General features: G+C 51.2%; 16 protein-coding genes. 6 read left to right on the top strand and 10 right to left on the bottom strand.

The features are described 5' to 3' along the window. Positions 1-3: 3 nt before the first annotated feature. From nuoF to nuoD, 3 genes are read right to left on the bottom strand one after another with little or no spacing between them, the layout of a single operon-like run. Positions 4-1,398: an NADH-quinone oxidoreductase subunit NuoF gene (nuoF, locus tag BUB27_RS09515; RefSeq protein WP_143183569.1), complete on the bottom strand. Its 1,395-nt coding sequence runs from the start codon at positions 1,396-1,398 to the stop codon at positions 4-6. Positions 1,399-1,416: 18 nt separating this feature from the next. Then, entirely contained in the window at positions 1,417-1,992 is a 576-nt protein-coding gene (locus BUB27_RS09510; RefSeq protein ID WP_143183568.1) for an NADH-quinone oxidoreductase subunit NuoE family protein, read from the bottom strand. A 40-nt stretch (positions 1,993-2,032) separates the two neighbouring features. Beyond that, the gene (nuoD, locus tag BUB27_RS09505; RefSeq protein WP_143183567.1) at positions 2,033-3,295 is read right to left on the bottom strand and encodes an NADH dehydrogenase (quinone) subunit D; all 1,263 of its coding nucleotides are present in this window, start codon (positions 3,293-3,295) and stop codon (positions 2,033-2,035) included. A 198-nt stretch (positions 3,296-3,493) separates the two neighbouring features. Here nuoD and BUB27_RS09500 point away from each other — a divergent pair, with 198 nt between their 5' ends. Together BUB27_RS09500 and BUB27_RS09495 are read left to right on the top strand one after the other, a co-directional pair. Then, entirely contained in the window at positions 3,494-3,922 is a 429-nt protein-coding gene (locus tag BUB27_RS09500) for a YlbF/YmcA family competence regulator (RefSeq protein WP_143183566.1), read from the top strand. 168 nt (positions 3,923-4,090) lie between these two features. Further along, positions 4,091-5,425: a dipeptidase gene (locus tag BUB27_RS09495; protein ID WP_143183565.1), complete on the top strand. Its 1,335-nt coding sequence runs from the start codon at positions 4,091-4,093 to the stop codon at positions 5,423-5,425. Between the two features lie 55 nt (positions 5,426-5,480). Here the strand turns inward: BUB27_RS09495 and BUB27_RS09490 are convergent, their stop codons facing one another. Both BUB27_RS09490 and BUB27_RS09485 read right to left on the bottom strand, forming a co-directional pair. Further along, on the bottom strand, positions 5,481-5,897 hold the full coding sequence (locus tag BUB27_RS09490; RefSeq protein WP_143183564.1) for an HIT domain-containing protein: 417 nt from the start codon (positions 5,895-5,897) through the stop codon (positions 5,481-5,483). Positions 5,898-6,003: 106 nt separating this feature from the next. After that, positions 6,004-6,921: a lytic transglycosylase gene (locus tag BUB27_RS09485; RefSeq protein WP_143183563.1), complete on the bottom strand. Its 918-nt coding sequence runs from the start codon at positions 6,919-6,921 to the stop codon at positions 6,004-6,006. Between the two features lie 276 nt (positions 6,922-7,197). Here BUB27_RS09485 and BUB27_RS09480 point away from each other — a divergent pair, with 276 nt between their 5' ends. After that, positions 7,198-7,983 (top strand): thiazole synthase, encoded by a 786-nt coding sequence (locus tag BUB27_RS09480; protein ID WP_143183562.1) that lies wholly within the window; start codon positions 7,198-7,200, stop codon positions 7,981-7,983. 60 nt (positions 7,984-8,043) lie between these two features. Here the strand turns inward: BUB27_RS09480 and msrA are convergent, their stop codons facing one another. Next, the gene (msrA, locus tag BUB27_RS09475) at positions 8,044-8,622 is read right to left on the bottom strand and encodes a peptide-methionine (S)-S-oxide reductase MsrA (RefSeq protein ID WP_234991722.1); all 579 of its coding nucleotides are present in this window, start codon (positions 8,620-8,622) and stop codon (positions 8,044-8,046) included. Between the two features lie 111 nt (positions 8,623-8,733). Further along, on the bottom strand, positions 8,734-9,525 hold the full coding sequence (locus tag BUB27_RS09470) for a M48 family metallopeptidase (protein WP_143183561.1): 792 nt from the start codon (positions 9,523-9,525) through the stop codon (positions 8,734-8,736). Positions 9,526-9,630: 105 nt separating this feature from the next. On the opposite strand from BUB27_RS09470, the gene BUB27_RS09465 reads away from it, so the two are divergent. Beyond that, entirely contained in the window at positions 9,631-10,578 is a 948-nt protein-coding gene (locus tag BUB27_RS09465; protein WP_143183560.1) for an ABC transporter ATP-binding protein, read from the top strand. 18 nt (positions 10,579-10,596) lie between these two features. Continuing rightward, positions 10,597-11,616, top strand: coding sequence for an ABC transporter permease subunit (locus BUB27_RS09460; protein ID WP_143183559.1), 1,020 nt, complete (start codon positions 10,597-10,599; stop codon positions 11,614-11,616). A gap of 8 nt (positions 11,617-11,624) precedes the next feature. On the opposite strand, the gene BUB27_RS09455 is transcribed toward BUB27_RS09460, so the two are convergent. From BUB27_RS09455 to acnA, 3 genes are all read right to left on the bottom strand, one after another. Continuing rightward, a complete protein-coding gene (locus BUB27_RS09455; RefSeq protein WP_143183558.1) occupies positions 11,625-12,383 on the bottom strand; it encodes an NYN domain-containing protein in 759 nt (252 codons plus the stop codon). A gap of 52 nt (positions 12,384-12,435) precedes the next feature. Then, a complete protein-coding gene (locus tag BUB27_RS09450; RefSeq protein WP_143183557.1) occupies positions 12,436-15,558 on the bottom strand; it encodes a sulfatase-like hydrolase/transferase in 3,123 nt (1,040 codons plus the stop codon). 334 nt (positions 15,559-15,892) lie between these two features. Further along, entirely contained in the window at positions 15,893-18,763 is a 2,871-nt protein-coding gene (gene acnA / locus BUB27_RS09445; RefSeq protein ID WP_143183556.1) for an aconitate hydratase, read from the bottom strand. A 177-nt stretch (positions 18,764-18,940) separates the two neighbouring features. On the opposite strand from acnA, the gene BUB27_RS09440 reads away from it, so the two are divergent. Next, positions 18,941-21,715 carry a bifunctional aconitate hydratase 2/2-methylisocitrate dehydratase gene (locus tag BUB27_RS09440; protein ID WP_143183555.1) on the top strand — a complete coding sequence of 925 codons (2,775 nt, stop codon included), beginning with the start codon at positions 18,941-18,943 and terminating at the stop codon, positions 21,713-21,715. Positions 21,716-21,846: the final 131 nt, after the last annotated feature.

The raw sequence follows: 21,846 nt of genomic DNA, 5'->3' as shown, positions 1-21,846 counted from the left end.
TTGTTATTTCTTCAGATATAATTCCCTTTGGAGCTGTTCTTTGGAGAGGTAGTGATTGTCTTCGGAGGTGTCTTCGAGAAGCTCGTCGCGGAACTTGGCGATGATGGCCTCGACAGGCCATGAGGAAGCTTCACCGAAGGCGCAGACGGTCTTGCCGTCGATCTGATAGGCGACTTCTTCCAGAGTCTTGATGTCTTCTGGATTTGCCTTGCCTGTGACGAGTCGGTCAGAAATTTTCTTCATCCAGCCGTTACCCTCACGGCATGGAGTACACTGGCCGCAAGACTCGTGAGCGTAGAAGTGGTTGATGTTGTTGAGCACCCAAGACATTTTACGCGAATCGTCGAGAACGATCACGCCGCCAGAGCCCGCCATAGAGCCGCAGGCTGCTAGAGTGTCGAAATCCATCTGGATATCCCAGAAGGAGATCTCCTTGGCATCATCGCCACGGCCTAGTTTAAATGTCTCGTCACAACGGAGAATTTTGGATGAGGAACCACCGGGAATGACGGCCTTGAACTTTCTGCCGTCCTTGGGACCTCCACAGATGTCATTGAGCAGTTCACCCATGGTGATCTTGCCGACCTGTACTTCGTAGTAACCGGGCTTTTTCACGTCACCAGAGACGCAAAGAATACGAGTGCCAGTGTTTCGTTCGACACCGAGCTTAGCGTATTCGTCGCCGCCCATCTCGAGGATGTGCTTTACGTGGCAGAGGGACTCGACGTTGTTCACGATGGTAGGAGCCATGTAGAGGCCGAGAGCTGCCGGGAAATAGGGGGGCTTGATGCGTGGGTATGGGCGCTTGCCTTCGAGAGACTCGATCAGGCCGGTTTCCTCGCCGCAGATGTAGGCTGCCGCACCACGGTGTACCCAGATTTCGAGATCGAACCCGGTACCGAGAATGTTTTTGCCGACAAAACCTTTCGCGCGTGCTTCCTCGATCGCCTTCTCCATGATAATGGCGGCAGCGGGGAATTCCTCACGCATATAAATGAAGGCGGTATGGGCGCCCACCGCAAAAGCGGAAATGACCATGCCTTCGATGAGCTGGTGTGGATCTTGGTGGACGATGTAGCGGTCCTTGAAGGTGCCAGGCTCGGATTCGTCGCAGTTGCAGATCAGGTAGACAGGCTTGGTGTTGTTAGGTGGGATGAAGCCCCACTTGACACCCGTCGGGAAGCCTGCGCCACCACGTCCGCGGAGACCAGATTTCTTAACTTCATCAGTGATGGCGGAAGGTTCCATTTCGACCGCTTTCTTAAGCTGGTCGTAGCCGCCGTCTGCCATGTAGGTCTCGATAGAGGTATCCCAGCCTTCGCGATCGATATTTTTGAAGATCAAGCGGTGCTCAGCAGGATGAGGCTCTTTGCCTGGAAGATATTTGATTTCTGACATTGGTGCGTAAGGTCAGTGTTAGCTTTGGGCGGAAGTTTTCTCGACGAAGGACTTGGCGTCGTCTGGTGAAATGTTCTCGTGGAAATCGTCGTTGACGAGGCAGACAGGAGCAGAACCACAGGAGGCGAGGCACTCAGCGAATTCCACTGAGTAGTTGCCGCATGGGGACACAGCAATCGGGTTGTCGTGAGACAAGGTTGATCGGTCGATTCCGGTGATTTCACAGATCTTGTCCATCAGCTCATAGGAGCCAGCCATGGCGCAGGAAAGTGTGCGGCAGACACGGTAGTGGAACTTGCCCGGAGCTACCTGGCGGAATCCTGGGTAGAAAGTAACCACTGAGAGAACTTTGATCGGCTCGATCTCCAGTTTGTTTGCCACCCAGCTGATTGCTTCTTTGGAAATGTAGCCAAAGTGATGCTGTACGATGTGAAGCAGGGGCAGCACTGCGGAGAGCTTGCTGACTGGGTAGTGAGAGATGCGTTCGTCGGCCAGTGCTTCGATTTCAGCACTCGCCTCGAATGGCTTGAAGTGCTGGTCCCCAGGAGAGGGGACGTGGGCGACGGCTTGTTCTAGCGTAATGTCTTGGGACATAAGATCGTTTGTCTCTAAAATCTTGAAAAATACGTGATGATTAGCGGTCACATTCACCCATCACAAAGTCCAGCGATCCCAGGATGGCGGGAACGTCTGAAACCATGGTGCCTTTAAGTAGCTCCGAGCAGATAGAAAGGTTGACGAAGGAGGGGCTGCGGATCTTGAGGCGGTGCGGCACGCCTCCACCTTTGGAGTGAATATAGAACCCGAGTTCGCCTTTCGGGTTTTCATGACCAAAATAGACTTCGCCCTCAGGGGCATCGATACCCTGAGTCGTGACGATAAAGTGGTGAATGAGCTCCTCCATGGACATGAGGACCTTTTCCTTGTTTGGAAGGACGCTCTTCGGATCGATGATGTTGACTGGACCTTCTGGAAGGTTGTCGAGCACCTGGCGGATGATACGGATGGACTGGCGCATCTCTTCCATGCGGATCTGGTAGCGTGCGTAGCAGTCGCCTTCTTCAGCTACTGGTACATCGAAATCGTATTTCTCGTAGCCGAGGTAAGGGGAGTCCTTGCGTAGGTCACGTTCAACGCCGGAGGCACGGAGGTTCGGTCCAGTGATGCCGTAGCTGATGGCGTCCTCCTTGGAGATGACTCCTACATCGCACATGCGATTCATGAAGATCTTGTTCTTATCCAGAAGGGTGGCGATTTCATTGATCTGCTCGTCACATTCATCAAGGAAGGTGCGAACTCTCCCTTCGAAGCCTTCAGGTAGATCTCGGAGTTGACCACCAATACGGGTGTATGAAGTGGTGAAGCGGGCACCGGTCAGTTGTTCGCAGAGGTTGTAGATCTTCTCGCGCTCGTTGAAGGTGTAGAGGAAAACGGTCATTGCGCCCACGTCCATGGCACATACCCCGACTCCAAGCATGTGGGCTGAAATTCGGGCAAGTTCACAAGCCAATACACGGACGGCTTGGCCACGTGGTGGGAGTTCCCAGCCCATGAGTTTTTCGACGGCGCAAGCATAGGCGACGTTGTTCGCCAGTGGTGCCAGGTAGTCGAGGCGGTCTGTGTAGGGAACGAACTGGTTGTAGGTCATGTTCTCCGCGATCTTTTCATCGCCGCGGTGCAGGAAGCCTACATCAGGAGTCGCTTTGGTGATGATTTCACCGTCCAGTTCTAGGATGAGACGGAGTACTCCGTGAGTAGCTGGATGAGAGGGGCCCATATTTAGGACCATCTTTTCTCCCATCATATCGTCGGCCTCCGCGTGGTAGTCGGCTACGGCAGCCGCTGTTTTTGTTGCATTGTCGGGAGCCTCGTATGCTGTGGTTTTGGAGTCAGTCATTGATAAAATCGTTTGCGACTTCAGCAGAAAACAAAAAAAGACACGAGGTAACAAGCCTGATTGTGAAAAATTTCACAAGCGTTTCATTACAGTGATGAATCAAGCTAATTTAGAAGGCTTGGTGGATAAAACGGGGGAAATGAGGGCATTGTCGAAAACGCCTATTGCCAAAGTGGAAATCCGGGGTTAACGACGGGCATGAGTTTGATTGCAGACGATTCCACCATCATGGCAAAGACCAAGGATCTTTGCTCCTCCATCGTAGAAGAATCCGAGTTCAAGACACTTCAGGAAAGTGTAGAAAAGTTCCTCGGTAACGACGAAGCTCGTCTTCAGTATCAGTCTGTGCATGAGCGCGGCGAAGAGTTGAACCACAAGCAACGCTCTGGAGTAGAGCTTTCTGAGGCCGATATCTCTGCATTCGAAGAAGCGCGTGAAGAGCTTCTCAAGAATGAGGTGGTTACTAACTTCATGGAAGCTCAGCGTGAGCTTCAGACACTTCAGATGGCTATCGGTAAGTACGTCGGTCTCACTCTGGAGCTTGGTCGTGTGCCTGATGAAGAGGACTTTGTTGCAGCTAACGGTGGTTGCTGTGGCGGTGGTGGTGGCGGCGGCTGCGGTTGCTAGTCCGCATTCCAGAAAATTTACAACGAAGAGGCGCACTGGTTTACGGTGCGTCTTTTTTGTTGGTTGAGATTGGGTGCAGGTCAATAAACGTGCCTTTTGTGGGGCTATGTTTAGATTGTTGCTCCATTTCGCTTGAGCTTTTCCTTAGTGGGGTGCATTACATGGGCTATGGATTCTCATTTGGAAGATTTATTCACTTTGCTAAGATTTCCGAGCATTTCAACCGCCAGCGAGCATGCTGGTGATGTCCGTGCCTGCGCCGACTGGCTGGTCCAGAAGTTGACTGGAATGGGGCTCGGTGTTGAGCTGCACGAGACGCCGAAGCATCCTATCGTGATCGCGCGAAACGATCATCGGGAGGGCCGGAAGACGGTGCTGATTTATGGTCACTATGACGTACAGCCTGTGGATCCGGTGGAGCTGTGGGATACGCCGCCATTTGAGCCGGTTATTAAGGATGATCGTATCTGGGCTCGTGGTGCTACGGACAATAAAGGGCAGCTCATGGCTCATTTGCTAGGTGTGGAGAAGACCCTTCAGGAGAAGGGGGAGTTGCCTGTGAACTTGATCTTCTTGTTTGAAGGAGAAGAGGAAATTGGTAGTCCAAATCTTGTGCCGTTCCTGCAAGCTCACAAGGATGAGTTGAAGTGTGATGTGATTGCGGTCTCAGATACAGGTATGGTGGCCAAAGGTGTGCCAACCATGGGCTATGGACTTCGTGGTATTGCCTGTTGTGAGGTGCTGGTTACTGGTCCTAAGGGTGATCTGCATTCTGGCGTCTTTGGTGGTGCAGTGGCGAATCCAGCAACTGCTGTCGCTAGATTGGTGGCGAGTCTGCACGATGAAAATGGCAAGATTGCTGTTGATGGTTTCTATGACGATGTGAAGCCTCTTGAAAATTGGGAGCGTGAGATGTGGGCTCAAATTCCGGGTGTCAGTGATGAGGATGTGCTCCGTATCACTGGGGCTCCTGAAGCCTTCGGGGAGCCGGGGTATTCTTCTGCGGAGCGTTTATGGGCGCGTCCAACTGCCGAGGTGAATGGTGTCGGCGGTGGTTACCAGGGTGAAGGGTCTAAGACTGTCTTGCCGGCAAAGGCGATGGCTAAGTTTTCCTTCCGTTTGGTGCCTGATCAAGATCCGGCGGATATCCAGAAGAAGGTGAAGGCTCATTTCGAAAAGCATGCGCCAAAGGGTGTTAAAGTTGAGGTCGTGGTTGGCCACGACGGTAAGCCATACTACAGTGATCCTCACTCCGAGGACGGCAAGGCGGCTCAAAGAGCTCTGGAGAAAGCGTTTGGCAAGCAGCCCGTGCTCATCCGTGAGGGAGGTAGTATTCCTATTATCAAAGATATGCAGGATATCCTGGGCGCTGACAGTCTATTGCTGGGGCTTGCGCTACCTGATTGCCAGATTCACGCGCCTAACGAAAACTTCTGGGTCGAAAACTTCGAGGCGGGCATTAAGCTTAATGGCTACCTGCTGGAAGAGTTGGCGAAAGGCTAAGCACAGTCATTGCTGAGGCCTATCATGAAGGGTGTCTCAACTGAGGCGCCCTTTTTTAGTCTTTCTGGTCAAATACGCCGTTATAGGCGGCATTGATGCGAGCTGCTTGCTCTGGCTCGTATGGTTTCTTTGCATCGGAGGCCCATACGACACCGGGCCAGGCTGGGTCGCTCTCGAAGCGGGCGACGATGTGGATGTGGAGCTGGCTAACTTGGTTGCCTATGCTGGCGACATTGATTTTGTCCGGGTGGAAATAGGCGTCCACGAATGCGGACATTTGCCGTACCACGAAACTCACTGCAGCAAAATCGTGAGCCTCTAACTTGTGGAGCTCAGTAATGGAGTCATCAACTTCTGGAACAATGATGAACCATGGGAAGGTGGCATTGTTCTTAAGGAGGACTCGGCAATTATCGAGTTTGCCGAAATCAAAACATCCTTTTTCCAATCGTGGGTGAAGTGTGAAGGCCATGCGAGTACATTAACTCTAACAATGAAGAACGCCCAGAGAATAAGTTCTCTGGGCGTTCTGCCCTTTCGTCGTTATGTCCTAGAAATTGTTCTGAACGATAAGGGGATTAGTGACTTGCACCAGGGATGTAGAGTTCTGAGCCTTGGGCCAATACTGTGCTTTTTGTTAGGGTGAGATTGTTCAGTTCGTTGACTTGGTCAATGCTCACGCCGTGCATGGATGCGAACTGTCCGTATGTCATCTGCTGATCGACAGTGACGGTGCGGATCTTCATTTGCTGAGGAGTATGGCTTACTTGCTGCACAGACTCTTTTTTCTGTGGAGCGGGCTGCTTCTTGGCTACTGCTGGAGCGGGCTTGGGAGCAGGTGCTTCTTTCTTTGCTGCTGGTGCAGGCTTTGGTGCTGGAGCTTTCTTCGCCACAGCTGGTTGTGGAGTAGATTTAGCTGAGCTATCATTGTTGCTTGGGAGGCTGATGCGTTGGCCAACACGGAGGCTTCTGGCGTTGAGCTTGTCGTTACAGGCTGCAATCGCGGCTACTGTAGTGCCGTGAGTGCGAGCAATGCTGTAGAGCGTGTCACCACTTTTAACGGTGTAGTTGGTCACCGTGTTAGGGATGCTTGGCTCCATGACTGGCTCGGCCTTGGAGATGGTCTCCGCAGGCACTTTGCCTGGAAGTTTAAGTTCCTGGCCGATGGACAATCGGTTCGCATTGATGCTGCTGTTCGCGGCAAGCATGTCAGCGAGGCTGACGCCATTCTTGCGTGCGATGCTGCTCATTGTATCGCCCTTCTGAACTTTGTAAGTAGTGTAGGACGTGTTGGTTGCTCCTTGTTTGGAGGTGATTGTTGGTTTGTCGCCGGACTTGGCGAGTAGAGCGTGAAGGGAATCGATCTCCTTCTCTAGCTCTTTGATTTGACGTTCCTGCTCCGCGCATTTCGCACGGAGAGTGTCGGCGCTCTGTGCTGGAGCCAGGGAGCTCAGCGGAGCGACGAGTGATGCTGTGACTAGGGCAATAGTTTTCATAACGGATTAATTGTTTACAAAAATAATATTTTGTAAAGGTTTAAATTCAATTATACTTAATAAAATGGCGTAGAAATCCCTTCACATAAGCCCTAGTGAATGAACGATGAGGGATGTTTTGGGTGAGGAGCCCCGAGCAAGGTCGATATTAGGTCAAGAATGAGGTATAATCCAAAAATTTTTTTAAAATTTTTGGGGGAGGAAGTGCAGATAAATAGCCCGCTGATCGAATTGACCATTGGCAGCAGGGAAGATGGGTACTAGCGTAGCGCCGCTATGAAGAATCAGCCTTTGGTCATTGCAGATCGCCAATTTGAATCCCGCCTGATGGTGGGTACTGGTAAGTTCTCCTCGAATGAGGTGATGAGGGATGCTCTGGATGCTACTGGGAGCGAGATCGTGACTGTGGCATTGCGGCGTGCCGATCTATCAGGGGGGAGTGACCCCTATGCCAATATTTTGGAATACATCGATGCTGAGAAGTATTTGCTACTGCCCAACACAAGTGGGGCGATGAATGCCGAAGAGGCTGTTCGGTTAGCGCGACTAGCTGCCGCTGCCGGACTACCCAAGTGGGTGAAACTGGAGATCCATCCAGACCCGACCTACTTGCTTCCAGACCCAATCGAGACACTTAAGGCGTCAGAAGTTCTTGTGAAAGAAGGTTTCACGGTGCTTCCTTATATCAATGCTGACCCTGTGCTTGCCAAGCGCTTGCAAGAGGTGGGGGTTGCGGCGGTGATGCCCTTGGGAGCTCCCATCGGTTCTAACAAGGGGGTGGTGACACGTGACCAAGTACGTATCATCGTGGAGCAGGCTACAGTGCCGGTGGTGGTGGATGCTGGCCTCGGTGCTCCTAGTCATGCCGCTGAGGCGATGGAGCTGGGGGCTGATGCTGTGTTGGTCAATACTGCCATCGCTATCGCCAGTAATCCGGTGCGTATGGGGCAAGCCTTCAAGATGGCTGTAAAGGCTGGTAGATCGGCTTATGAGATGGGGTTGCCAGAAGTTATTGACGGCTCCAGTGCCACCAGTCCATTGACTGGATTTCTAAACGCCTAAATAAAAAAGCAGCGCCACTAGGTGTGACGCTGCTGGATAAAGTTTTCAAGGAAGGGTGGCTTATTCAGCCACCTTTTCTTTGTCCTCGAGCTTGAGTTTTTTCATCTTGGGGGCAATGACTAGTCGGCAGTACCCATTGCTGTTCTTGTTCAGCCTGTAGTAGTCTTGGTGATAGACCTCAGCAGGGTACAGTTCAGAAGCTTTCGTGATTTCTGTAACGATCTTGTCCTTGAAGTTTTTCTGAGCTTCCTTGAGGGACTTTTCTGCAACGTCTTTTTGCTTGTCGCTGTAGTAGTAGATGGCTGAGCGGTACTGGGTGCCTACATCATTTCCCTGTCGATTCAGGGTGGTCGGGTCGTGCAGTTGCCAGAACCATGCGAGAATCTCTTCCGTGGAAATTTTCTTGGGGTCGTAGGTGACGTGTACTACTTCGGCGTGACCAGTAGATCCTGTGCAGATCTCTTCATAGGTAGGGTTCTTGGTCTTTCCGCCCATGTATCCAGATACAGCGGACTTCACGCCATCGATACGGTTGTAGACGGCCTCAACACACCAGAAGCACCCGGCACCAAGTGTGATCTGTTCGAATCCCTCAGGGACTTCGGGCATCTTTGCTGGTTTCTTTTGTTCTTCCGACATGGCTGGTTTACAGGTTGAGAAAAAGAGGGCTGCTACGCTGAGCGAGCAGAGCGTGAATATGTCTTTTAATTTCATCATGGCAAGTCAGAGGTTTCTAGCTGTATGAGGTGTCTAGTGGTTACGATATTCCTGCAAAGCCTGTGGCATGAAAGCTTTTAGTGCATTGATGCGGGTGTCATCCAATGGGTGGGTGCGTAGGAATTCCGGAGTGCGGCTGCCTTTTTTCTTGTTATAGGCTGCAAATCGTTCCCACATGGCAACTGCTTCCTTGGGGTCGTAACCCGCTCTTGCCATGAAGATAGCACCGATACGGTCTGCTTCAAGCTCGTGACGGCGTGAGTGCGGGAGTGCCACTCCAACCGTAGCGCCTGCCCCATACAAGGCAGCGGCACGAACACGGTCTTCATCCGAGCTTCCTTGCCCTTTCAGCATTTGATCCAGGAGTAAGCCTCCTGCTGCGAGTCCAAGGGTCTGGCGCTGGCGTTTGCCTGCGTGATTTGAGGTGACATGGGAAATCTCGTGGCCTAACACCGCAGCAAGTCCTGCATCGTTCTGAGTAATTTTAAAGAGTCCGGTGTGAATACCAACTTTTCCTCCAGGAAGGGCAAAGGCATTGGGTTCATCGTCTACGAAGATAACAAACTCCCAAGCAGCATTCTGTAAAGGGATGACTGGTTTGAGGCGTGCTGCGACACGCTGAACCTGTTGGTTGAGTTTAGGATCCAACGAGATGCGTTTTACCCGCTTGATATCCTCAAACTCCTTCAGCCCCCGGGCCCTGAGGCTGGAGCTGGATTGTTCAACGTGAACATGTCCATGCTGATCCATAGCTGGGGAAGTGGGCACGCAGGAGCTGAGAAGAGTGATAGTAGTCAGGGAAATAGAGGCCAGCCAGTATTTCATAATTCAATCAATGTGATCAGGGTTATTTTTTGTCCAATAGAGAATACGGGGAATGACGTGAAAATTTTCTGGTTGAGTGCAGATTTTATGAGTTAGTTTGGAAATGTGAACGATCAACCCTGTGCCATTGATATCTGTGATGTCCGGAAGCGCTACAAAGGAAAAGTAGAGGCTTTGCGGGGCATTAATCTGAAAGTGCCTAAGGGACAGATCTTTGGTTTGCTCGGTCCAAATGGCGCAGGGAAGAGTACCTTGCTGAAGATTTTACTGACAATCATCAAGCCAACCCGGTGCAAGGGGGTGCTGTTAGGACACCCAGTGGGGCATAAGCCGACACTGAAAAAAGTAGGCTATCTGCCTGAGCATGCGCGTTTTCCAGAGTATTTGACAGGGCGTCAGGTGATCGCTTACTCAGCAGGTCTGTGTGATGTGCCTAGGAAATTTGCCAAGAAACGCGAGGGTGAATTGCTGGAGTTCGTAGGGATGTGCGCGTGGGCAGATCGTAAGATGGAGACCTATTCCAAGGGGATGAAGCAGCGAATCGGGCTGGCGCAATCTCTGGTGAATGATCCTGAGATTGTGTTTCTCGATGAGCCGACTGATGGGGTGGATCCTCAAGGTCGACGTGAGATGCGTAATGTTCTCAAGGAGTTGAAGGATCAGGGGAGGACCGTTTTTATCAACAGCCACATGTTGGGTGAATTGGAGATGGTGTGCGACAGTGTGGCGATTCTGAGTCAAGGGGAGGTAATCAAGCAGGGCAATTTGGACGCCCTCATGAATGAAGATGTCAAGTATTCGATGAGATACCATGGACAGATCCCATCAGACTTGCTTGAAGATCTGGAGCAGGAGGAATCCCTGACTATTGGTGAAGGGCTGATAGAGGCGAGAGTGGGGGATGCGAGTGACATTCAGCATGTGATCGATGCCTTGCGTCTGCGTGGTATTGTGATCGAAGAACTGAGGCAGACAAGGCAGTCGCTGGAGGATCTCTTCATGGCGGCTGTGGAAGGTGTTGGCCCAGGTGGCTATGTGGGAGCGAACAAGTAATCCATTCGACTACGATTCATGCGTCAGATTTATACCATATTGCTAGATTCCATCAGGATGCTGATGGCTCACAAATTGTTTTGGATCTCTTTGACTATTTCGGGGCTGATTGGCCTGATTTATTTATCGATTGGATTGAATGAAAGTGGATATTCCATTGGTTTTGGGCTCTTTCAGCAGGACAGTGACTATGTGAATAGCAATACGCCTGAGGGGGAATGGTTTTACGTGGAGCTGTTCCGAAATTATATTAACAGGTTTTGGGTGGGTAGCGGATCGATCTTGCTGGCTTTAATTAGTACTGTCTCAGTGTTTCCTGAGTTTACCCGTGAAGGGGCAGTGGAGGTGAGTCTTTCCAAGCCAGTCTCACGTACGAAGCTCTTCATCACCAAGTATATTGGCTGTCTGCTTTTTGTGCTAATCCAGATGACAATCTTCTCAGTGTTGATTTTTGCTGCGCTGGCATTCCGGTTGAATTATTTTAACTGGTCAATCTTTTGGGTAATACCAGTGATTACCTTTGCCTATAGCTTGATTCACTGTGTGCAGGTGTTGGTGGGGATTATTAGTCGTTCTAGCATGATCGCCTTGTTGGTAGGGATCTGCTTCTGGGCGTGCATTTGGGGGGTCCAGATTTCCGAGGATCTTAGCTACAAGTTCGGCGTCGCGATGCCTGCGGAGAAAATAGCTCCCGACTGGACCAGTGGTGGCTTCCATAAAGTAGACGATACAGAGGAGGGATCCTTCTTTAGGTCCACTTATGAGGCATTGGATAAATTGATGATTCCGCTTCCCAAGGTTAGGGAAGTGACGATCTCTCTAAATTCTCTGGTAAAGCTTAGACAATCCAATTCTTATCTTGATCACATTGATCTGAATACCTCGATGGAGAATGGCTCTATCGAGGTCAAGCAGCCGCGTATAGAGAAGCGAACTAGGACAAGGCATAGCTTGTCATACTTCTACTTAACATCAGCTGGTTTCGAAGTGCTCATACTTGGACTGGCCCTTTGGAAGTTTTCTCGGAGGGATTATTGAGGGTGGGGCTACTTCTTGGCTGCCTTTTTAGCTGTTTTCTTTGCCGCTTTTTTCTTGGTTGGTTTGATGCGGACAAGGATGTTTTTACCCGATGATTTTACTTCCAGAGAACTGTGATTTTTTACTAAGTCGCTTAGCTTGGTGAAGCCATAGGAGCGGGAGTCAAAGTCCGGCGCCTGTTTACTGATGTTGCTTCCAATGCCGCCTAGATGTGCCCAGCCGGAGTCATCACTGGTGGCTTCGATAGCCGTTCTGAGATAGGACAAAAGCTGTTTGTCGGAGGAAAGTGATGATTTGGTAGGGGCGATCTGAGGTTGGGGATCTAGAAGTTCGAGATAAACAAACTTATCACATGCCTCAACGAATGCCTTTGGAGTTTTCTTCTGACCAAAGCCGTAAACAGTGATGGCTTGCTCACGGATTCGGGCCGCAAGAGGGGTGAAATCGGAATCGCTGGATACGAGGCAGAAACCATCAAACCGGTTGGTGTACATCAGATCCATCGCATCGATGATCATTGCGATGTCTGTGGCGTTCTTGCCTGTGGTGTAGGAGAATTGCTGTTTTGGCTGGATAGAGTGATCCAGAAGGGTGTCCTTCCATTTGCCCAGCTGGTTGCTCGTCCAGTCACCGTAGATTCTTCTCACGTTGGCCGTGCCGTATTTGGCGATTTCCTTCAGGAGTGGGGCGATAATGGAAGATGGCGTGTTATCGGCATCAATGAGAACACAGAGATGTTTGTTGTTAGGATTGGTAGCATTAGACATCACCCCATACATTATGGAGAAATCGGGTGATGTCTATGATCTTTCTCCGGGCTTAGCGTCTGGCGACTCTGATGCGATAGAAGCGAGAGCCATCTAAGTCGTTAGGGATGCTGTAGACGTAGGTAGAAGGTTCACCTGAAAAAGGTCCGTCCAGAGTGATGTAGTTGGTCAAGTCGGTTGAAGTCTCCACATAGTACAGTCTGTTTGGTTTAAAATCCCATGAGAGAGTGAGTCCATCGGCTCCTACCTCAGGCTGGATGATAGTGCCGATGACTGAGCTTGGTGAGTTAGGGTCTGTTCCTGAGATGAACTCTTTCCAGTTAGGTTGTCCATCATTGTCACTATCCTCTAAGTCGGCCGCGTCGTAATCACCTGAATTCAGACCATTGTCGTCCAGCCAGCTGTGAGGGGTGCCATTTGCAGTTGCGGCGATTTTTTCTAGGACTACATTTTGAGCATTGTAAGTGATCTTGAAGAAATGATCGCCTACATTGATAATGTCATCTGCGTGTGCGTATTTACCAGTAATTAAACCGGCTGTGAGAACCGTAAATGTATCACCAGTGGATGGTGTGAAAGATGGATCGATATCCAATGAGAGGCTTCCATCGAGCGCTGCTGAGCCTGCTACCTGAATTTGGGTGTAATCCACAGCGGCAGTGGTCTTTCCAGCCACGCTCAAAACGGTGGAAGCTGTCTCTGAGGCGCGATAATTGGAGGTCACGACGAGCTTTCTGGCTGACGGGACCGTGACCTCTTCGCCTTGTCTGCTTAGAGAAACGTCATCAAAGGAGGCAAAGCCTGATGCACCATTGGCGGGGCTTAAGCTTATGTAGAGGTTTTTACCTACAGCATTACTGTCTGACAGAGCAGTCGTAGTATAGCTGGCCTCAACCCAAGTTCCGTTGGTGAGAGCAAAGGTGTTACCGAAGATTTCTACGGGATTGTTGCTGTTATCCAGATAATACAAACTTACTTTGGCTTCTTCTCCGGTGGACCAACCACTGAATCCTCTGTGCCAGAAACTGATTGTGAAAACGTCACCGGATAGCAGGGATGTACCTGTATTTTGAACTAGGTTTGAATTTGAGGTATTTCCCTCAATGAGGCCCCGATACGTTCCTGTTTTGGCGTTGTTAGGCTTGGCGCCATCGTTGTTTGGGCTTGATCCATCAGTGGTCCAGTTTTCCAGTGTGGTGTAGGAGTAGTCTCCACCGCCGGTATCGGCACCAGATTCGAATCCTCCATTTTGAATGAGTTCCACCCCGTTGCCGGGGATGGTCGTTTCAGTTGTGGGCGTATTGGTGTAAGTGCCAGAATGATAGAATGTGGCATTGATTGTGCCGCTTCCCTCGATTTCACCTTTGTTCTGGAGGTCAACCCAGCGGAGGGAATCGAGTGTACCGTTTTCCATGCTGACCTTGCCTTTGGCTCCGATGCGGATTTCGTTGCGTCCAGTCAAGGTGTGGCTGGATAGATTCAGTATTTGTAGGTGGGAGTCGCCTTCGATCTCTATGCCTAGGGTCTCGATGTTGGCATCAGCCACTGCCGTATTGTCAGAGGCGTTCGTGTTCTCCATCTTGGTGCTCCAAGATGCTTGAGGGGAACCGGAGTCGCTTAGGTATGAAGTTCCGTTGTTAGAGTAGTCGTAGTCAGACCAGTTGCTGGCGTTTGAGGTGCTGGCTTCGTCGGCGCCAGTCCATGTGTGGTAAGTATTTGCAAAGTTGTCAGGCTCAGTGACGCGTTCTCCGAGAAGGAGAGTGGTCAGTTCATTGACCAGGTCCGTGTTAGAAGCTGAGATATCTGTGCTTTCCGATGGGTCGCTGTCTAGGTTGTAGAGGGCATAGCCGCCGTCCTTAACAAGCTTGTAGTTTCCACGGATGATGGAAGCTTTGCTTCCTGCTTCGTGAATAATGAAGTCACGCGTTCTTTGGTGTCCTTCCCCAGTGATGGTGGGAGCCAGAGACACTCCGTCCAGGCCAACTGGGATATCAGCCCCAGCGAGTTCGCAGAAGGTGGGAAGCATGTCGGTCACGTCGACCACTTGAGAAGAGGTGCTGCCAGCAGCAAGCTTGCCTTTCCATTTCATCAGCATGGGCACGCGGATAGCGCCTTCGTAAATGTTGCCCTTGGCACCTCTTAAGTTAGAGTTTCCTGAGAAGAAGGAGAGGGGGCTGGATGCTTCACCACTACTTTGACCTCCATTGTCAGATGCAAACACAATGAGAGTATTGTCGAGGACGGAGTCAGATTTGTCTCCATCGTTGTTCGGATCTTCCAGTGCGGCGAGCAGGTTGCCGATATGGGCGTCCATTCTGGTTACCATAGCTGCAAACTCTTTGGAGTCTTGGGGCCATGAGTCAGAGCCAGCTACATCATTGTATTCATCGAACCATTTTGGAAGTGAGGTAATGTTTCCTAGTGGCGTGTGAGGAATCTGGAAGGCTAGCAGGCAGAAGAAGGGTTTGCTGGTGTCCTGTGCTTCTGATCTGACGAAATCAAGTGCTGCGAAAGCGTAGGAATCATCACAGTAGGCCGTACTAGGATAGCCTGGGTCATTCTGGTAGGCTGGGTAAGTGGGTAAAGTAGCGTCGTTCGGAATGGTGTTAGGGACGAGTGCTGTCGTCGGCGTCTCATCGTCTGTATTCGAGCGCCATAGCGTAGGCTGAAAGAATGTGTGAGCTCGGACGTGGTGAAGCTCGGCGAGAACTATGTCGTATCCGTGATTGATCGGCAGTGTTTGTGGGTTGTTGATAGCTGGATCATTTTGGGCTGAATCAGCCCCATAGCCCCATTTCCCGAAATAGGCTGTACGGTAGCCTACAGACTTGAGCGCGTCACCGATGGTGGTGTCATCACTACGAATGGCTTTGGAGGAATCTGGGTCATTACGATCGGTCCAGGTGTGGCCTTGATGAAAGCCGGTTTGTTGAGATGAGCGTGCAGGGGAGCAAACAGTGCATCCATAGCCTCGTGTAAAATTGACGCCAGAATCGGCTAGGGCATTTAGGTTGGGGGTCTTTACTTGAGTTTGGCCGTTCGCTCCAATGTACCCCCAGCCAAGGTCGTCAGCGTAAATGTATACGATATTAGGTTGGGGCGTTTCATCAGCGCTGCTGAGAACAGGAAGGAGGGTAGTGGCTGTGAGTAGTAGGTGAGTGAGGAGTTTCAACATAATTAATCCAATGTGTGTCCGTGAGGAGAAGTCTCATTTTAAAGGATCTTCTGAGCTCATTTGTTAACGTATAAACGCTTGGTTGTATTACGCTGGAATCTGATGTGGCGCATCGTAAAATTGATTTTTTGCGCGATATCGCGGTAAATCAACGCGATAGATTAATGTCTGGGCTATATGTTGGCTAAATATGGGCTCATAATCACAAGCTGTTGTCTGAGTTTGGCGAGTGCTTGTGACTTTCTGATGTTTAAGAGGCCTGAACTAGGTGGGTATGAAAAAGCGGCTGCCGTGTGAACGGCAACCGCTTTGATGAGTAGTCTATATGGTAGAATTAGGCCTCGGCGTTGTCGAGAATCTGGTTGAGGACATAAGGCAAAATGCCTCCGCTGAGGTAGTAGTCGATCTCCGCGGGGGTATCGAGGCGCACGATGAGGGGTACCTCGAAGCTGGAGCCGTCAGCTTTGCTTACCACGAGCGTCGCATTCTGGGATGCTTTCAGTTCACCAGTAAGACCGATGATGCTGAATGTAGCGTCAGAGAGGTTTGCCACCTTGTCGTAGTCGGACTTGTCCTTGAAGTTGAGTGGCAGCACGCCCATGCCGATGAGGTTGGAGCGGTGGATACGCTCGAAGGATTTGGTGATGACGGCTGATACTCCGAGTAGACGAGTGCCCTTGGCTGCCCAGTCACGTGAGGAACCCATACCGTAGTCTTCACCGCCGATCACGATGAGGTCGGTGCCATCCTTCGCGTAGGCCTGTGCCGCATCGTAGATGAAGGCGGGTTTACCGCCGTTGACTGGTGCGATTTCCTTGTCTGGAGCTGGTACTTCCTGCGGTCCATAGTACTGGGTGTATCCGCCTTCGGTGCCTTCGCACATGGTGTTCTTGATGCGGACGTTGGCGAATGTGCCACGGGTCATCACGCGGTCGTTGCCTCGACGTGAACCGAAGGAGTTGAAGCTGGCTTTCTCCACTCCATTCTCAAGGAGGTATTGGCCGGCTGGAGATGTGGGTACGATTGCGCCAGCTGGAGAAATGTGATCTGTGGTTACTGAGTCGCCGAAGATTCCGAGAGGGCGAGCATCGGTGATGTCTTTACCTTCTGTGGCTGGAGTCCGGGAGAAGCCTTCGAAGAACGGCGGGTTTTGGATGTAAGTTGATTTATCGTCCCATGAGTAGATGTCACCAGTATCAGAGACGATGTCGACCCAGTTCTGGTTGGCGGTGTCGAGGTTACTGTAGAGGGTATTGAAGACCTCTGGAACGAGAGCCGAGTCGATGACTTCCTTGAGTTCGTCGATGGTTGGCCAGATGTCCTTGAGGTAAACGAGATTGCCGTTCTTGTCGGTGCTGATTGGGTCATGTGCGAGGTCGAGGTCGACGCGGCCAGCAAGTGCGTAGGCTACCACGAGTGGAGGGGACATGAGGAAGTTCGCACGGATGGAGCCGTGGACTCGTGCTTCAAAGTTGCGGTTACCTGAGAGTACGGATGCGCATACGAGATCTCCTTCCTTAATCGCGCCCTCGATAGCCGGGTGAAGTGGGCCGGAGTTGCCGATACAGGTGGTACAGCCATAGCCGACGGTCTGGAAGCCGAGTTGGTCGAGTTCAGTCTGCAGGCCTGTCTTATTTAGATAGTCAGTCACCACACGGGATCCCGGGCCGAGGGATGTCTTTACGTAAGGTGGCACAGTCAGACCAAGGGCATTGGCTTTCTTGGCAACCAGACCAGAGGCAAGCATCACACTTGGATTGGAGGTGTTGGTGCAAGAGGTGATTGCCGCGATGAGCACGGAGCCGTGCTTGAGTTGGGTATCAATTGGATCAAAGGCTTCAGCTGCGTCTACAGCATCGGGTGTAGGGCGGTTGGTGGTCATTTCAGCTTTGTCCATCTCAGCTCCTGGGGTGAAGTCGTCGAGAAGGGAGCCAATAGCGACACCTGCCGGCTCCGGCATGTGGATGTCTACGCTGATGTTACGTGTGTCCTCAGTGCGGCCGAAACCGCCATCGGCTGTGGACGCGGTGAAGAGCTCGTTAAACTTGTTGCCGAGGTCTGGCACGTCGATACGGTCTTGCGGCCGCTTAGGTCCAGATACAGCAGGCACCACGGATGCGAGGTCTAGTTCGAGATCGTCTGTGTAATCGATTTCGCCTTTTTCAGGAATGCCCCACATTTCCTGAGCCTTGAAATAATTTTCGACAGTTTCACAGATCTCCTTGGAGCGACCTGTGCCGCGGAGATAGGAAACGGACTCCTCGTCAACAGGGAAGAATCCCATGGTAGCGCCGTATTCGGGAGCCATGTTGGCGATGGTTGCGCGGTCGGGAAGGGAGAGCGCCTTCGCACCTGGACCGTAGAACTCGACGAACTTGCCTACCACGCCGTGGGCTCGAAGGATCTCGGTAATACGGAGCGTGAGGTCTGTCGCAGTCACTCCCTCAGCGAGTTCACCGTGGAGGTACACTCCAACTACTTCAGGTACGAGGAAGGTGACAGGCTGGCCGAGCATGGCCGCTTCAGCCTCAATGCCGCCAACACCCCAACCGACGACTCCTAGGCCGTTGATCATGGTGGTGTGGGAGTCTGTGCCCACGAGGGAGTCGAAGTAGTAAGTGCCTTCTTTCTCCAGAACACCTTTGGCTAGGTACTCAAGGTTGACCTGGTGAACAATACCGATGCCCGGAGGTACTACGCTGAAAGTATCAAAAGCTTGCTGACCCCATTTGAGGAATTCGTAACGCTCCTTGTTGCGGATGAACTCGATCTGAAGGTTGCGATTGAGCGCTTGCTGGGAACCAGCAAAGTCCACCTGAACAGAGTGGTCAATCACGAGATCGACTGGGACGAGTGGCTCGACGACAGCAGGGTCTGCACCAGTCTCTGCAGCTGCATTACGCATGGCTGCGAGGTCTACAACCAGTGGTACTCCGGTAAAGTCCTGGAGGACGACACGGGCTACCGTGAATGGTACTTCGTAATTTCCTGGGGCCGCAGCATTCCAGTTGGCCAGATTCTTTACGTCCTCTTCGGTGACTTTTCGGCCATCGCAGTTGCGGAGTAGGGACTCCAGCACGATTCGGATGGAGACTGGTAGGCGGCTGATCTTGTCGAAGCCTTGCTCTTGGAGAGCAGGGAGGGAGTTGTACTTGCCTTCTTGGCCTGAGCCGGTTTGGAAAGTTCTGATAGTATCTAATGCCATAGTCTTAATTACGTTCTTTTTATTTAGTCTAAGTTACGTTTGTGCTGATTAATCTAACTTTACCCAGAAAAGCGGCAGAAACAAACATCCATTTAAATTGTTTCAGTCGGGTGGGTCATAGCATGGAAATGTTCTTGAAATATGAAATATGAAGTGGAGACTGCGCGCACGCAAACCATGAAATTTTACACGGATTACATCAAGGAGATCGAAGAAAGAAAGAGCGAGGGGCTCCACCCTAAGCCTATTGACAGCGGTGAGCTGCTGGCGGAAATCATCGAGCAGATCAAAGATCTGAACAATGAGCACAGAAGTGACTCTCTTAAGTTTTTGATCTACAATGTGCTGCCGGGTACGACCAGCGCGGCAGGCGTGAAAGCGGCTTTCCTGAAGGAGATCATTCTCGGTGAATCAGTTGTGGAGGAGATTACTCCAGAATTTGCCTTTGAGCTTCTGTCTCACATGAAGGGTGGCCCATCTATCGAGGTGCTTCTCGACTTGGCACTGGCTGATGACGAGGCAACCGCCAAGCAGGCTGCTGAAGTTCTGAAGACTCAGGTTTTCCTTTATGATGCGGACACCGATAGACTGGAAGCAGCCTTCAAAGCTGGCAATCCAATCGCCAAGGAGATTCTTGAGAGCTACGCGAGCGCTGAGTTTTACACAAAGCTTCCAGCGGTACCCGAAGAAATCAAGGTAGTGACCTACATCGCAGGTGAAGGTGACATTTCTACCGATTTGCTTTCTCCAGGTGGCGAAGCTCACTCACGCTCAGACCGTGAGCTGCACGGTAAGTGCTTCATCTCTGAGCAGGCTCAGGAGGAAATCTCCGAGCTTCAGGCCGCTCACCCAGACAAGCGCGTCATGCTGATCGCTGAGAAGGGTACCATGGGCGTAGGTTCTTCCAGAATGTCTGGTATCAATAACGTAGCTCTCTGGGCAGGTATGCAGGCTAGCCCGTACGTGCCATTCGTGAACATTTCTCCAGTTGTTGCCGGTACGAACGGCATTTCTCCAATCTTCCTGACAACCGTTGGTGTTACTGGTGGTATCGGGATTGACCTGAAAAACTGGGTCAAGAAGGTCGATGCAGACGGTAAAGTAGTGGTCGACGAGAATGGTGAGCCAGTTCTCGAGCAGGCCTATTCCGTGGATACAGGCACAATTCTGACTATCAACACCACGGACAAGAAGCTCTATGGTGAAGGCAATAAGGAGTTGGTGGACATTTCCTCAGCTCTCACACCTCAGAAGGTTGAGTTTATCAGAGCAGGTGGTTCCTACGCAGTTGTCTTCGGTAAGAAGCTCCAGTCACTGGCGGCAAGCATCCTTGGTGTAGAAGCAGCACCAGTATACGCTCCTTCCAAAGAAATCTCTCACGAAGGCCAGGGCCTCACAGCTGTTGAGAAAATTTTCAACAGAAATGTAGTAGGTGCTCCTGAAGGCATGGTGCTGCACGCAGGCTCAGACGTTCGTGTCAAAGTGAACATCGTAGGCTCACAGGACACCACAGGTCTGATGACCTCTCAGGAGTTGGAAGCGATGGCTGCGACAGTCATTTCTCCTACCGTAGACGGTGCCTACCAGTCCGGCTGCCACACTGCCTCTGTATGGGACAAGAAAGCTCAGGCGAACATTCCAAGGTTGATGAGCTTCATGCACAACTTCGGTCTGATCACAGCACGTGACCCTAAAGGCGAGTATCATGCCATGACTGACGTGATTCACAAGGTTCTCAACGACCTGACAGTGGATGACTGGGCAATCATTATCGGTGGTGACTCCCACACAAGAATGTCCAAGGGTGTAGCATTTGGTGCTGACTCTGGTACGGTTGCCTTGGCACTTGCTACAGGTGAGGCGACAATGCCGATCCCAGAATCCGTGAAGGTGACCTTTAAGGGAACTATGCAGGATCACATGGACTTCCGTGATGTCGTTCACGCTACTCAGGCACAAATGCTTCAGCAGTTTGGTGGTGAGAACGTATTCCAGGGCAGAATCATTGAGGTGCACATCGGTACTCTCCTCGCTGACCAGGCCTTCACATTCACAGACTGGACTGCTGAGATGAAGGCAAAAGCCTCTATCTGCATTTCCCAGGACGAGACTCTGATCGAGTCACTTGAGATTGCTAAGAGCCGCATCCAGATCATGATCGACAAGGGCATGGACAACGACGCCAAGGTTCTCCAGGGTCTGATCGGTAGAGCAGACAAGCGCATCGCAGAGATCAAGTCTGGTGAGAAGCCTGCGCTGACTCCTGATACGAACGCCAAGTATTCAGCTGAGTTTGTTGTAGATCTTGATAAGATCGTTCAGCCAATGATTGCTGATCCGGATGTAAACAATGAGGACGTTTCTAAGCGTTACACTCACGATACCATCAGACAGCTCGACTTCTATGGTGGTGAGAAAACTGTGGATCTCGGCTTCGTGGGTTCCTGCATGGTCCACAAAGGTGACCTTAAGATCGTGGCTCAGATGCTCAAGAATCTGGAAGCGCAGCAGGGTGAGGTGAAGTTCAATGCACCTCTGGTAGTTGCCGCACCTACATACAACATCATCGATGAGCTTAAGGCCGAGGGTGACTGGGATATTCTGCAGAAGTACTCTGGTTTCGAATTCGACGACAACGCTCCAAAGAGCACAGCTCGTACAGAGTACGAGAACATGATGTATCTTGAGCGTCCGGGCTGTAACCTCTGCATGGGTAACCAGGAGAAGGCAGAGAAAGGTGACACCGTCATGGCGACATCTACACGTCTCTTCCAAGGTCGTGTGGTGGCAGATTCTGATCGTAAGAAGGGTGAATCACTCCTTGCTTCCACTCCTGTGGTCGTGCTCTCAGCCATCCTTGGTAGAATTCCTAATATGGAGGAATACCAGGCCGCTGTTACAGGTATCAAGCTGACAACATTTGCCCCGCCTATTGCAGAACTCAGCGCATAGATGCTCCTTCGAAGAGTAGTCTAGCTCACAAATTTCAAAGGGTATCCACATGGGATACCCTTTTTTTTGTAGAAAGTCTGTGTACTCAGAGGGGTGTGTTACAATGTCCCCTTATGTAGATTTGTTTACAG

The organism is Rubritalea squalenifaciens DSM 18772, assembly GCF_900141815.1.
Taxonomy (GTDB): domain Bacteria; phylum Verrucomicrobiota; class Verrucomicrobiia; order Verrucomicrobiales; family Akkermansiaceae; genus Rubritalea; species Rubritalea squalenifaciens.
Note: the sequence above shows the minus strand (reverse complement) of the source record. Positions and strands in the feature narration are given on the sequence as shown.